Origin of the sequence: Comamonas sp. CMM02 (assembly GCF_014851485.1) — a bacterium.
GTDB lineage: Bacteria > Pseudomonadota > Gammaproteobacteria > Burkholderiales > Burkholderiaceae_C > Comamonas > Comamonas avium.
This window is the reverse complement of the sequence record NZ_JACUZW010000002.1, coordinates 428093-441816: the sequence shown is the minus strand read 5'-3', so window position 1 is coordinate 441816 and position 13724 is coordinate 428093. Positions and strand designations below refer to the sequence as shown.

Sequence of the window (13724 nt, the reverse complement as noted above, 5' to 3'; positions counted from 1 at the left end):
CCAACAGCACTGCTACAGATTACAAACATTGCCTGTAACCATGTAGCAATTGCGCACTAAAGCCTAGACTTTATTGCTGCTGCTGTTGCTGCTGGTCAACTTCGTCACCACCGTTTTGCTCGGCACGGGGCGCACGCTGCTCGCGTGGCTGACGTGGTTCACGGAACTGACGCTCTGCAGGTGCAGGACGATCACCGCGCTGCTGCTGCTCGCCAGCTGGGCGCTCGATCAAAGCCTTCATGGACAGCTTGACACGGCCCTTGTCGTCAGTCTCTAGCACCTTGACCTTGACCACTTGGCCTTCTTGCAGGTAGTCGGTAACCTTCTCTACACGCTCGTGGGCGATCTGGCTGATATGCAGCAGTCCATCCTTGCCGGGCAGCAGATTCACCAGAGCACCGAATTCCAAGATCTTGACGATCGGGCCTTCGTAGATCTTGCCGATCTCCACTTCAGCGGTGATCTGCTCGATACGCAGCTTGGCAGCTTCAGCCTTGGCACCGTCTGTCGCAGCAATAGTGATCGTACCGTCTTCCGCGATATTGATTTGTGTGCCGGTTTCTTCGGTCAGTGCACGGATAGTGGCACCGCCCTTACCGATCACATCACGAATCTTCTCTGGGTTGATCTTCATGGTGAACAACTTAGGAGCAAAGTCAGAAACTTCGGTCTTGGCTTCACCCATAGCTTCTTGCATCTTGCCCAGGATGTGCATGCGCGCTTCCTTGGCCTGCGCCAGCGCCACTTGCATGATCTCCTTGGTGATACCTTGGATCTTGATGTCCATCTGCAGAGCTGTAATACCGTTGGTAGTACCTGCCACCTTGAAGTCCATGTCACCCAGATGATCTTCGTCGCCCAGAATGTCGGTCAGCACGGCAAATCGATTGCCATCCTTGATCAGACCCATGGCGATACCAGCCACGTGCGCCTTCATGGGCACGCCCGCATCCATCATGGACAAGCAACCGCCACACACCGATGCCATCGACGATGAGCCGTTGGATTCAGTGATTTCCGACACCACGCGGATGGTGTAGGGAAACTCTTCCTTGCTAGGCAAGCAAGCGGCCAAAGCGCGCTTGGCCAGACGACCATGGCCGATTTCGCGGCGCTTGGTCGACCCCATGCGACCCACTTCACCAGTGGCAAAGGGAGGCATGTTGTAGTGGAACAAGAAGGTATCTTCAAACTCACCTGCCAGCGCATCAATACGCTGTGCGTCGCGCTCGGTACCCAGTGTGGAGATCACCAGGGCCTGGGTTTCGCCACGCGTAAACAGGGCCGAACCATGGGTACGGGGCAGCACCGAGTTACGAATTTCGATAGGACGCACCGTGCGTGTATCACGACCGTCAATACGAGGCTCACCAGCCAAAATCTGCGAACGCACAATGTTGGCTTCGATGTCGAACAGCATGCTCTCGACCTTGACGCCATCAAATGCCACACCTTGCTCAGTCAGGCCAGCCTTCACTTCAGCATAAGCCAGACGACAAGCGTGCGTGCGCACTTGCTTGTTGCGCTCTTGGTACGCGGCGCGCAGCTTGGCTTCACCCAGTTCAGCCACCTTGGCAATCAGTGCATCATCCTTGGCGGGAGCAGTCCACTCCCAGGCGGGCTTGCCGCCTTCACGCACCAGATCGTGAATGGCGTTGATGGCAATCTGGCTTTGCTCGTGGCCATAAACCACAGCACCCAGCATCACTTCTTCAGGCAGCTGCTGCGCTTCGGATTCCACCATCAGCACGGCAGACTCAGTACCTGCGACAACCAGATCCATCAGCGAATCCTTGCGCTGGGTCTGACCGGGGTTCAGTACGTATTCGCCATTGATGTAACCCACGCGGGCTGCACCAATAGGACCATTGAAGGGCAGGCCCGACACAGACAGTGCAGCAGACACAGCGATCATTGCAGCAATGTCGGCATCCACTTCCGGGTTCAACGAGATGGTGTGGATGACCACATGCACGTCGTTATAGAAGCCTTCGGGGAACAGAGGGCGAATAGGACGATCGATCAAACGCGAAGTCAGCGTCTCCAGCTCCGAAGGCTTGGCTTCGCGCTTAAAGAAGCTACCGGGGATCTTGCCGGCGGCGTATGTCTTTTCGATGTAGTCAACCGTCAGGGGGAAGAAGTCCTGGCCCGACTTGGCAATCTTGGAACCCACAACAGTAGCCAGCACCACGGTGTCGTCAATATTGACCAACACAGCGCCGGAGGCTTGGCGAGCGATTTCACCTGTTTCCATCGTGACCGTGTGCTGGCCCCACTGGAATGTCTTTGTTACTTTATTGAACATTGTCATGTGTTTACTCCTAATGGAATAGCTGGCAGCGTATGTCCAGCAATGTTTTGGAGGTTAAACAGAACACGATGCCATTCCAGAAACGCGTTGATAGCTACAAATAACGCAGCATTCATATTTAAAAACGCTTCTGGAATGACACAGCTTCGCTCTGTTTTAACAAACTCCAAAGTAAAAAACGCCTGAGCTAGGTGTACTAACTCAGGCGTTTTGATCTTGCACCGTGCTTACTTACGCAGGCCCAGCTTAGCGATCAAAGCAGTGTAACGATCTGCGTCCTTACCCTTCAGGTAGTCCAGCAGCTTGCGACGACGGCTCACCATGCGCAGCAGACCGCGACGACCGTGGTGGTCTTTAGCGTTAGCCTTGAAGTGGGGAGTCAGTTCGTTGATGCGGGCTGTCAGCAGTGCAACTTGCACTTCTGGGCTACCAGTGTCGTTTTCGGAACGAGCGTTGGCTTTAACAACTTCAGCCTTGATAGAGGCAGCGATCATTTTGATTTCCTTATCTGTGGTGGTATCTGAACCCGTCAGAACCACCTAGGTGACTTGCGCCGTGGGCTGGAACGGCCTGCGGCGTGCGTCTTGCACCATGCAAAACTCTTTTATTGTAGCCGATTCCATATTCACTACTGCCCCAGTGAATTGCTTATGCTCTCGCCGGGCCCCTCAGGCCAGGCATACACCGCATGCTTTTTGACCGCTCATCTCCTTGCATGCATCCATCAGTCTGCTGGCGGGCATTTTTTTTCTTTCAACAGCTAACCTTCCAACCATGTTCACACCCTTGAAGCGCCCCCGCGCGAGAAAAAAGTGCTTGCCGCAATTGGGCTTAACGCTTGTGGAGCTCATTGTGTGCATTGCTTTTGTCGCCATATTAATGGGGCTTGCGCTTCCCAGCTTTACGCCATTAATTGAACGCTGGCGCGCCAGCCAAGCAACCTCTGACCTGGAATCGGTACTACTGTTTGCCCGCAACGAAAGCATTCGCAGAGGCGGTGGCATCTCTTTGATTCGCAATGCGCCAGATGAAAACTGCCCCGCGGCTGACAATGAATGGCAATGCGGCTGGGTACTGACTCTTGATAGCGATCAAGACGGCATCACCGACACAGGAAGCGAGCCACTTCAAATAGTTAATGCCTTAAGCAATCTCACTGTCACAGCCTCCGCAGATAGCTCCGCCATCATCGTGGACCGCTGGGGCGGCATGCAGCTTCTTGGTGACAGCAATAGTTTCAATCTGGCTGTCCGGCCATCTTCTCAGCCTGAGACGCAAAGCCAAATACTCTGTATCAAGCCAGGCGGCCACCTGCAAAAAATCAAACCTTCTTCCAACTGTTAAAGCCAACCAGCAGCCACCAATCAGAAAAACACGTTTGCTATAGATAAAGGATCTGACATGAATTTCGACCTCGTCATGACAAATTCCTACGCATCTGCATTGCGCGGTGTGACCATGGTTGAGATTCTTACTATTTTATCGATCACATCGATATTGATCGGATTAGGAGCTCCTCAGTTTTTTGAGCTCTACGAACGCTGGCAAGTATTGGAAGCAGCCCGCAGCCTGAAATCAACGTTACTGTTTGCACGCACCGAAGCCATTCAGCGCGGAGGCAATATTGGCATTCGCAAAAGAAATAACACTGCCCAAGGTTGCCAAAATGCCAGCACCAATCAAGCATGGGGCTGCGGATGGTTCGTTTATGCCGATCTCAATGGCAACGGTTCCTGGAATGCAAAAGAACCAAAGCTCTCAGAAGTTTCACTCACCGGAAATATCAACGTCATGCACACATCAGGCGGCATCAACATCAAAGTAGACCGTTATGGCATGGCCAGTGGGTTGAATACCAAGAGTTTTACTTTCTCTCCCAAAGACTCAGGAGTTAGCTCTTCCAACACCTATACGCTGTGCATGAGCTCAGGGGGTCGAATCCGTATCATTAATGAAGCCAGTTGCCAGAAATAATGGAAAAGACAACTTTACCCCCTGTCCAACGTGGCTTTGCGCTGCTTGAGTCGCTGATTGCGATTGTGGTTATGGCATTGGGCATCTTAGGAATCTTGGGCCTGCAAATGCGCACACTGACCAATACTCAAACCAGCCTGTATCGAGCGCAAGCGATTCGTCTGACTGAAGACCTTAACGAACGGTTAATGGCCAACCCCAACGCTTTTCTTAGCGCAAATGACTACCTCACAGGGTGGGAAAACACCCCCACATCCCAGATCGACTGCAACACTACCGCGTGTGGACATACTGAACTTGCCAGCTTTGATATCGAACAATGGAAAGCACAAGTGCGCAACACTCTGCCAAATGGTGACGCAAGCGTTTTTTACGCAGAAGACGAAGTCCTGGCAGATAACCGCCGACAGTTAGGCATCATGATCAGTTGGCGTGAAAACGAAATTATCGATAAAGAAAGCAAAGATGCAGGCAGTTATCTCAATCCCTTAAATGCAAGCACAGGCAGCGGTAAAGCCATGAGCTGTCCAGACAATCAAACGTGTCATTTGCAATTTATACCCGTGGTAGCCCGTTGCGCCCCCTATTTCGCGGGTACCAATGTACAAATATTCTGCCCTGGTTCTTAAATATTCACCATATCAGCCTCTAAAAAGCATTCTTATGTCAATCTCGCTTGTTTCACTGCCCCAGCAATACCGGCACATTGAACGACGCAAGCAAAGCGGCCTGTCTCTGATTGAGCTGCTAGTTGGTCTATCTATTGGTCTTTTGACCATCGCTGTGGCAATGGGGGCATTAATGACTTCGCGCAGTGTGACTGCCACGGTCACAGACTCAAGCCAGTTGCAGCAGCAGTCAGCTTACGCTTTTCGTGTTTTCGCTCAGCAATTAAGGCAAACAGGCTCAATGCGCCTTAATCTTGCTGCGCAAAAAACTGAAGATGCTGTCATCGATATTACGGACCCGGTGGCCTTTGAAACCAAGGCTGAGGGGTTCGATCCAATGCTCGATATTTTGAGTGGTAAAGATTCACCAAACGAGAACGAATTCAGCCTTTCAGTCGGCTACCGCAATTACACAGAACAGCTTCATACCGCAACTGCAGCGAACAAACGCGCATCCTTGCTACGCAACTGTCTTGGAGAGAATGGTAGTGCCACCCTAATTCAAAGTCACTTCGTTTTGCGCAACAACGAATTACTCTGTGCAGGGCAAGGAGATGCTCAACCTATTGTGGATAACGTAGCTAATTTTCAAACACGCTACCTGCTGCAGACAACCCCACACGGGGATCCAAAAATGCAATATGTCAACGCAGCCACTGTTGGCAGTCAATGGAACAACGTATTTGCCATTGAAGTGTGTTTGGTGCTTTATGGCAATGAAGTCATTGATATGCCTGCAGGCAGTTCTTATTCAGACTGCCCTGCCGCTGATGGCTCTATTGCCGAAATCGACATGACGACGCTGGATGCTCCGCGCACACACCGCATTCACAAGACTTTCCGCACCGTGTTTCAGCTGCGTAGCCAAGGGCTATTACAGGCAAGCAACTAACCCACGCATCACCATGCGCCATATGCATTCCCCACCTCCTTCACAGCAGCGCGGCGTAGCCCTGTTTATTGTGATCATTTTTGTCATGCTTTCGATGCTTTTGGCACTTTGGGCATCACGCACGGCATGGTTTAACGAAATGATTGTTGGTAACGATGCCGATTACCAGCGTGCTTTTGAAGCAGCACAAGCATTATTACAAGACGCAGAATTAGATATTCGCCGAGAGCAAGCCAATGGAAGTGCATGCGAGAGTAATACAGATCAACCCACGCTCTGCCGCAAAGGCGATGAAGTTACAAAGATTCCCTCCGAAGAGCAAGACATCGGCATTTTGCTTGCGCAACTAGACAGCAATGGTGGCGCAATGAAATGCCGCTATGCACTGTGCGCCAAACGCACAGCGGAACAAGACTTCTGGAACAACACCGATGAAAAGAAGGGCATCACCCTGGCGCAAATGGAAAGTTTGCACAGCGACGGAACGCCTATTGGTGCGCGCTATGGCCAGTACACCGGCGCTGCTACCGGTGACGCAAGCAACCCCATTCTTGCTGAAAAAGCTGCAGGGCGTGGCGGCTGGTACTGGATTGAAGTTTTGCCCTACTTACAAGGCGCAGGCGGCTCCGGACTCCTTCCAAATGAAGCCAATAACCTTTTAGACCTGAGCCTCGATATCTATGTGGTGTACCGCATCACTGCCTTGGCACATGGGCTCAAGCCCAATACCTTGGTAGTACTGCAGCAAACCTATGCGCGCCAGAGGCGAAAAGATTAGTTCCACTGCTTTCTTTATCTGCCTATATTCATCGATCAATTGTTTAATTTATAAAAAATTAACAGGAAAGTGCCATGTCCCGTCAGCATATCAACAGAAAAAAATTTCAAAAAACGCTGCTGGCTTTGGCTGCAACCCCCTGCAGTGTGTTTGCACTGGATTTAGCCCAATCTCCCCCTGGAACCATCGACCCTTATGTTGCGCCGAATGTCATTATTTCAATCGATGACTCAGGGAGTATGGGGTTCCGTTTAGATACAGGAACTGCTACTGGTGCAGTAAACAATACATCACCCAATGCAGATGGAACTTGGGACGACAGAAGCCGCCGAATGAATGTTCTAAAACATGCACTCACCCAAGTGTTCAACGATAAAGAGCTACTTGCTAATGGAAAGATTCGCCTTGGCTGGCAAGCCATGTGGAACAATGGGAGTGATTTATCCAAGTACAGCTCACTTGCATCTTCACAATGGTATATAACCAGCGGAAATAATCCAGGCTATAACAAATCCGTTGGCGCAGATAATATTGGATCCTCTGGAAACGATGTAAAAAATAATATTAAAAGTCTTACTGATGCACATAGAAACAATTTTTTAGATTTTGTTAAATACCTTCTTCCAAAAAATGGAACCCCCTCCCACCTCATGTTTAAGCAAGCAGATGACTATTTGCGCGCACAAAGCAACGGCAAGCCTGTAGATGGAGGTCCCTGGGCCACAAACCCCGGTGGAACAGACAAGTTAAGCAAAGAATTTCTAGGCTGCCGCCGCAATTATCACATCATGATGACGGATGGCCGCTGGAATGGAACGGCTTCTGGCGGGAACCTTGTCAGCACATCATTTACGCTCCCAGATGGCACAACATATACCGCCAACTCTGCCCAGACTCGTGTTTATTACGACAACTACAAAAACACACTTGCAGACTGGGCATTTTACAGCTGGGCGACGAATTTGCAGCCATCCATCTACAGCGCCACCGACTCAAAAAAACAAATATCATTGACCAGTGAATACCGCAAAGCTCCAGAAAGCGAAACTATAGGCGGCACTTCCATCAATAAATATTGGAATCCAAAATATAACCCAGCCAACTGGCCACACCTTGTTACTTACACGATTGGCTTCAGTGATGAAGCGGTTACATGGCCCGGCGCATCGAGTATACAAAAGCCAACTGCAACGACTCCATTTGGTTATGACGGCAGTTTTCCGGACTTTGTTTCTGGAAACAAAAAATGGCCAACAATGGATAATGAAAACAAACGCGCACTGGATTTGTGGCATGCTGCCATTAATGGCCGTGGAAGTTTTTATGCCGTAACCAAAGGCGAAGACCTGGAAAAAGCCTTTAGAGAAATTATTGGCGTAATTAACTCACAAGCAGAGCCTGACCGCAGCTCAGCGGCCGTGAGCGGTACATCCTACGAAGACAAGCCTGTTGGACTTTACATTACATACAATGAACCCAAAGAAGCATGGAAAGGTGAAGTCAAAAGTTATCAAGTAACGAATAAAGGCCAAACTCCATTGTGGGATGGAAAAAGCACGGCCAGCATACTGGATGCAACGCAACCCACCAGCCGGGTGATTTTGACTTGGCATGATGGCGTTAAACAGGGAAGACCATTTCGCTGGACTAGCACAGAAGCCAACCTCAGCACTGCACAAAAATCATGCTTCAATATAAAACCTGATAGCGCGACAACCGCAGATTGTGCAAGCAATACATCGACCGACAAATTAGGCGAAGACCGTTTAAATTACATTCGAGGTGAAAGAGGAAAGGAATTATCCTCAGGAGGTACTTTCCGCAACCGCCAAAGCAGACAGGGTGATATCGTCAACTCTAATGTCTGGTATGTGAAAGCCCCTGTCAGTAACTATGCATTGAAAGGTTATGCAAAATTTACATTGGATAATAAAGAAAGATTACCGATTATTTATGTTGGCGGCAATGACGGCATGCTGCATGGCTTCTCAGCTGACGATGGTAAAGAAAAAATAGCTTATATACCAAGAGGAACCATTCCCAATTTAACGCGGTTAACCTGGCCGTCTTTTGACGACAATCACCGTTACTTTGTAGATGGTTCGCCCATGACCGGAGATGTTGACGTCAGTGACCGCAGCAGCGCGCAATACACACCCGACTGGCGCACGATGCTGGTTGGCACTCTGGGCGGCGGTGGAAAAGGTTACTTTGTGCTGGATGTCACCAACCCCGACACAGATTTTGCGGAATCCAAGGCTTCCAAGCTGGTGGTTATGGACCAAACGCTGCACAGTAGCGAAACCATTAACTGCGTAACCACCACACCCAAAAAGGGAGAGACCTCCTGCCTTGATCACGCACCAGCAGATCTTGGCCATATCTTTGCCACCCCCAGCACAGACGACAGCAACCCTTTGCGCAGCGGCCAAATTACGCTCTTGAATAACAATCGGTGGGCGGTTGTCATGGGCAATGGCTATAACAGCAAAAACGGACGTCCAGTTTTATTGATTCAATATCTGGACGGCGCCAAAGAGCTGTTGCGTCTGTCTGCAACCAGCGCCACAGCCACTGGCGACAACGTGAATGACAACGGCTTGTCCGCGCCACGTTTGGTCGATATCAATAGCGACGGACGCCCTGATGCTGTCTACGCCGGTGACATCAAAGGCAATATGTGGAAGTTTCTGATTAGCTCTAAAAATGCCACTGAGTGGCACACTGCGTTTAACGGGCAGCCTCTCTTTACGGCAAAGGGCGGCACTGCGGGCTCTCCAGAGACTCGCACGCTTGCGCAATCAATCACAGCACCTCCTACCGTACGCGCGAATGACCGGACCAAAGTTACTGGCACAGGCACTTCTCAGAAAGTACAGACAGTTGGAGGCATGATGGTGGCCTTTGGTACAGGTCGCAACATCACCACCTCAGACCCAGAAAGTACTGACACACAAACTTTGTATTCGGTGCTGGACAACACGCGTTACACCGTCCAGTTTGACACGGATACTAACCAGCGCTATGTTGAAGTGCACCCAGGAGACGCCAGCAAGTCGATTCCAGCGCCAACCCCTCTTGGCACAGGACTTGACGCGAAGTCCAAACAAACCCAACTTGCACAGCAAAAGGTTGGCAAACAATTCAACGGTGAAAACAACAGCGAAGGGCGCGAGTATTGGCAAATCGACCAAACTACAGCCGCCAATACGCCTTCCGTCGACTGGAATACCAAGAGCGGCTGGTACTTAGATCTGCCAGCCACTGGTGAACGCCTGCTTAAACAGATGAATTTGTACGATGGCAGCAATATTTTGGCAGCCTATACCCAAGTACCGGCCAAGGGCTCAGACATCAATTCCGCCTTGGAAAGCTGTGAATCGTCTGCCGTTGATGAGGAGCGTCAATACCTGACCATGCTCAACATCATGGATGGCATGCGCCCATCGGTGCAGTTGATGGACCTCAATGGCGACGGCTTTTATGATCTTGCGGCCGATCATGGCGTTTCGCGCATGGGTATTGTCAAAGGTGCTCACCGCATTATTAAGGGCGACAATGAAGGCACTGATTGCGGCAAGGGGGACTGCTTTATGCTTGCGCGCATGCCAGAACAATCCATGCGCCCCAGCTGGCGCCAGCTTAAATAAATGCAACTCCTAGCGCTATGAAAAACAACAAAGGTTTCACTCTGATTGAGATGATGATTGTGGTGGCAATCATCGGTATCTTGGCTGCTGTTGCCTACCCCAGCTACACCGAATACGTCATGCGTGGGCATCGTGCAGATGCACGCGCCGGGCTACTTCAAACTCAGCTTTGGCTGGAGCGTGCTGCAACTGCCAATGGCGTCTACCCCACAGAACTGCCAGCTGCGCTGACCTGGGCCAATGACAACAACAAGCGCTACACCATTGGCTTTGGGGCAAACAACACCAACGCGACGTTCACTCTCACAGCAACGCCTAAAGCTGGGGCCCAGAGCACTGACCGCTGTGGAACACTGACGTTGTCACACGCTGGGGCGCGCGACGTCATCAATCTACCGACGGGAAGCACAATGACTGCTGCTGACTGCTGGAGCCGTTAAGACTCCCCCGTGCGTTACCATTCAGTCGCCATGACTGAAGTAATGCAACCTACTAGCTATATGCAACAAGCGCTTGACCTGGCCCGTCAGGCGCTTTTTATTTCCAATCCCAACCCGCGCGTAGGCTGCGTTCTGGTATCGGCCTGCGGGCAAATTATTGGACAAGGTTTCACCCAGCAAGCGGGTGGGCCGCACGCGGAAGTGATGGCGCTGCGTGATGCAGCCGCTCGTGGCAGCAGCACCCAGGGTGCAACGGCCTATGTGACGCTGGAGCCTTGCTCGCACACTGGCCGCACCGGCCCTTGCTGCAATGCATTGATTGAAGCAGGCATTACGAAGGTGGTTGCAGCCACGAGCGACCCGAACCCTCAGGTTGCAGGACAAGGTTTTGCCCGACTGCGTGCGGCCGGCATTGAGGTGCAAGTGGGTGAAGGGGCCAGCGCTTCAAGGGAGCTGAATATCGGTTTCTTCAGCCGCATGGTGCGTGGTACGCCATGGGTACGCATGAAGGCGGCTACCTCACTGGACGGCGCCACAGCCCTGCACAACGGGCAAAGCCAATGGATTACAGGGCCTGCGGCCCGTGCCGACGGACACGCATGGCGCGCTCAGGCATGCGCCGTCCTCACTGGGATAGGTACGGTGCTGCAAGACAACCCCCGGCTGAATGTGCGAGATGTTGAAACACCACGTCAGCCCAAAGTGGTGGTGATCGACAGCAAGCTGGATATGCCACTGGATGCTCATGTTTTAAAAGCACCTAGCGGCTGCACCATATACACTTCAAGCAAAAATATATCTAAAACCGAATCACTGCAAGCGCTTGGCGCTACAGTTATTGCGATACCTAACGCACATGGCAAGGTGGATCTGGCGGCCATGCTGCGCGACTTGGGTACACGGGGTACCAACGAACTGCATGTTGAAGCGGGGTTCAAACTCAACGGTTCTTTCATGCGTGAAGGCTTGGTGGACGAGCTGCTGCTTTATATGGCCCCCAAACTCCTGGGTGCAGGCACCATGGGCTTGGCCAGTTTTGGGCCGTTAGAGCAGTTGTCCCAAGCCATTTCCTTGCAGGTACACGATGTCAGCCGCCTGGGTGAGGATGTGCGCCTTGTGGCACGCGTAGCTGGACGTGACCAGTTTTAGCCGCTTGCCGCAGCCTAAACCCTCTGGCGTCTGACACCTTTACTCCATTCGTTTCGCTATACCCAGGTTATGCCCAATTTCACGCAGGCACACACTCCTTCGCGCCAGCCTGGTTATGGGCTGCGGGCACTGCTGTGTGCCACCTTGCTGGCATTGAGCGCTTGCGGCAGCTTGCCTCCGCTGCCACCACGCACCGCCAGCACCGCATTGAGCACACCGCAGGAAACTGATCTGGGCCGCATGGTGCAGAGCCAGCGCAAGGCGGCCAATACGGCTTATGTCTCTGGCTTTACGCTGCTGGGCGGCGCACAGGCTGCGTTCACCAGCCGTCTGGCGCTGGTGCATGCTGCGACGCAGACATTGGACTTGCAGTACTACGCCATCCACGCAGATGCCAGCACGGCGCGCCTACTGGAAGCTGTAGTGCAAGCCGCACAGCGCGGGGTACGTGTGCGCGTACTGCTGGATGACTTTCATGGTGCCGGCAAGAACGCCCAGGTCATGCGACTGGCTTTTGTGCCTGGCATTGAAATGCGCATGTTCAACCCCTTGACCGGACCACGGGGATCTACAGTTTTGCGGGCGCTGTCTACTCTGACTGATTTTCAGCGCACGCAGCAGCGCATGCACAACAAACTGTTTATTGCCGATAACAGTGTTGGCATTACCGGCGGTCGCAATCTGGGCGATGCCTACTTTGATGCACTGGACAGCGACAACTTCATTGATCTGGACATCATGGCTGCAGGTGCATCGGTACGCCAGCTGTCTGCCAGCTTTGACCGATACTGGAATGACTCACGTGCCTACCCGGTCAGTGCACTGATCTCAGAACAAGAGCTGCTGCGCCTGCGCGCCCACACCTCAGCACCAAAAAACGAGAGCGAACTGGTTCAGGACGCCATAGCAGCCAGCAAGACCGCGCAACTGGCGCCCATGGATTTGCAGTCTATTGACTGGATTTGGGCACCCGCGCTGGTGCTGGCGGATGCGCCTGGCAAGATTCCACCCCCACCTGAAGATGACATTGCATCGAGCATGGAGACCTTGGAAACACCTGCGGATGCCAAACCGGGTGAAGACATTCCTCATTTGCTGAGCATGCGTTTGCCTTCCAGCTTGAACGCAGCCTCACCACGCCCCAGCAACTCAGCCAACCAGCAGGCTTTGCGCAACGTACTGATGCCGGTCGTAGAGCAAGACAATGTGGTCAGCGGCCTGCTGGCACTGATTGACCAGGCCACCACCGATGTGCTCATTGTCTCCCCCTACTTTGTGCCCGGCGATGACATGAAACAGGCTTTTGCCCGTGCCCGGGCACGCCATGTGCGTCTGCGCATTCTGACCAACTCGCTGGCATCCAACGACGCGCCGCTGGCCCATGCCGGTTACGCACGCCACCGCAAAGAGCTGCTGCAGCAAGGCATTGAGCTGTTCGAGCTGCGCAGCCTGCAAGACGGCAAAGCTGACACCGGCACGCTGCGCAGCACAGCGGGAAGCATCACGGGTTCCCAAGGTGGTTCGCGTGCCATGCTGCACTCCAAGATGCTGGTGCTGGACCACAAACTCACGGTGGTTGGCTCCATGAATCTGGACATGCGCTCGCAGCTGCAAAATACAGAAATTGCCCTGCTGATTGCATCTCGGCAACTGGCGCAGGAAGCCACCGACAACATTGAAGCCAGCCTGCGCGAAGCGGCGTGGCTGGTGGAGGACACCCCCAGCGGTTTGGTATGGCGCGCCCCTCAGGGCAGTGACTGGGGTGACCGCACCACTGAGCCAGATGCCAGTGTGCCACTACGCCTGATGATTCACATCATTGGCCCGTTCGCTCCCGATCACTTGCTTTGAAGCGCCGAATG

At 52.5% G+C, this 13724-nt stretch carries 11 protein-coding genes; 9 read left to right on the top strand and 2 right to left on the bottom strand.

What is annotated here, in order from left to right; translation table 11 throughout:
- Positions 1-70: 70 nt before the first annotated feature.
- On the bottom strand, positions 71-2311 hold the full coding sequence (pnp, locus tag IB213_RS07190; RefSeq protein WP_192405842.1) for a polyribonucleotide nucleotidyltransferase: 2241 nt from the start codon (positions 2309-2311) through the stop codon (positions 71-73).
- A gap of 227 nt (positions 2312-2538) precedes the next feature.
- On the bottom strand, positions 2539-2805 hold the full coding sequence (gene rpsO, locus IB213_RS07185; protein ID WP_191723023.1) for a 30S ribosomal protein S15: 267 nt from the start codon (positions 2803-2805) through the stop codon (positions 2539-2541).
- A 280-nt stretch (positions 2806-3085) separates the two neighbouring features.
- On the opposite strand from rpsO, the gene IB213_RS07180 reads away from it, so the two are divergent.
- The 9 genes from IB213_RS07180 to IB213_RS07140 all read left to right on the top strand — a co-directional run bounded on the left by IB213_RS07180 (position 3086) and on the right by IB213_RS07140 (position 13713).
- Positions 3086-3655 carry a GspH/FimT family pseudopilin gene (locus IB213_RS07180; RefSeq protein WP_192405841.1) on the top strand — a complete coding sequence of 190 codons (570 nt, stop codon included), beginning with the start codon at positions 3086-3088 and terminating at the stop codon, positions 3653-3655.
- 57 nt (positions 3656-3712) lie between these two features.
- Positions 3713-4285 (top strand): GspH/FimT family pseudopilin, encoded by a 573-nt coding sequence (locus tag IB213_RS07175; RefSeq protein WP_192405840.1) that lies wholly within the window; start codon positions 3713-3715, stop codon positions 4283-4285.
- Complete coding sequence (gene pilV, locus IB213_RS07170) at positions 4285-4914, top strand: type IV pilus modification protein PilV (RefSeq protein WP_192405839.1); 630 nt, start codon at positions 4285-4287, stop codon at positions 4912-4914. Before IB213_RS07175 ends, pilV begins: the two co-directional genes overlap by 1 nt.
- A gap of 34 nt (positions 4915-4948) precedes the next feature.
- Positions 4949-5845 carry a PilW family protein gene (locus IB213_RS07165; RefSeq protein WP_192405838.1) on the top strand — a complete coding sequence of 299 codons (897 nt, stop codon included), beginning with the start codon at positions 4949-4951 and terminating at the stop codon, positions 5843-5845.
- Positions 5846-5867: 22 nt separating this feature from the next.
- On the top strand, positions 5868-6623 hold the full coding sequence (locus IB213_RS07160; protein ID WP_370551186.1) for a PilX N-terminal domain-containing pilus assembly protein: 756 nt from the start codon (positions 5868-5870) through the stop codon (positions 6621-6623).
- 74 nt (positions 6624-6697) lie between these two features.
- Complete coding sequence (locus tag IB213_RS07155; RefSeq protein ID WP_192405837.1) at positions 6698-10273, top strand: pilus assembly protein; 3576 nt, start codon at positions 6698-6700, stop codon at positions 10271-10273.
- Positions 10274-10290: 17 nt separating this feature from the next.
- Positions 10291-10713 carry a type IV pilin protein gene (locus tag IB213_RS07150; RefSeq protein ID WP_192405836.1) on the top strand — a complete coding sequence of 141 codons (423 nt, stop codon included), beginning with the start codon at positions 10291-10293 and terminating at the stop codon, positions 10711-10713.
- A 30-nt stretch (positions 10714-10743) separates the two neighbouring features.
- Entirely contained in the window at positions 10744-11862 is a 1119-nt protein-coding gene (gene ribD, locus IB213_RS07145) for a bifunctional diaminohydroxyphosphoribosylaminopyrimidine deaminase/5-amino-6-(5-phosphoribosylamino)uracil reductase RibD (protein ID WP_370551185.1), read from the top strand.
- Positions 11863-11931: 69 nt separating this feature from the next.
- On the top strand, positions 11932-13713 hold the full coding sequence (locus IB213_RS07140) for a phospholipase D family protein (protein ID WP_225561012.1): 1782 nt from the start codon (positions 11932-11934) through the stop codon (positions 13711-13713).
- The last annotated feature ends 11 nt before the right edge of the window (positions 13714-13724 follow it).

Coding starts and splice junctions, on each gene's coding strand:
- pnp (WP_192405842.1), bottom strand. CDS start 2,311: ATGACAATGTTCAATAAAGTAACAAAGACATTCCAGTGGGGCCAGCAC.
- rpsO (WP_191723023.1), bottom strand. CDS start 2,805: ATGATCGCTGCCTCTATCAAGGCTGAAGTTGTTAAAGCCAACGCTCGT.
- IB213_RS07180 (WP_192405841.1), top strand. CDS start 3,086: ATGTTCACACCCTTGAAGCGCCCCCGCGCGAGAAAAAAGTGCTTGCCG.
- IB213_RS07175 (WP_192405840.1), top strand. CDS start 3,713: ATGAATTTCGACCTCGTCATGACAAATTCCTACGCATCTGCATTGCGC.
- pilV (WP_192405839.1), top strand. CDS start 4,285: ATGGAAAAGACAACTTTACCCCCTGTCCAACGTGGCTTTGCGCTGCTT.
- IB213_RS07165 (WP_192405838.1), top strand. CDS start 4,949: ATGTCAATCTCGCTTGTTTCACTGCCCCAGCAATACCGGCACATTGAA.
- IB213_RS07160 (WP_370551186.1), top strand. CDS start 5,868: ATGCATTCCCCACCTCCTTCACAGCAGCGCGGCGTAGCCCTGTTTATT.
- IB213_RS07155 (WP_192405837.1), top strand. CDS start 6,698: ATGTCCCGTCAGCATATCAACAGAAAAAAATTTCAAAAAACGCTGCTG.
- IB213_RS07150 (WP_192405836.1), top strand. CDS start 10,291: ATGAAAAACAACAAAGGTTTCACTCTGATTGAGATGATGATTGTGGTG.
- ribD (WP_370551185.1), top strand. CDS start 10,744: ATGACTGAAGTAATGCAACCTACTAGCTATATGCAACAAGCGCTTGAC.
- IB213_RS07140 (WP_225561012.1), top strand. CDS start 11,932: ATGCCCAATTTCACGCAGGCACACACTCCTTCGCGCCAGCCTGGTTAT.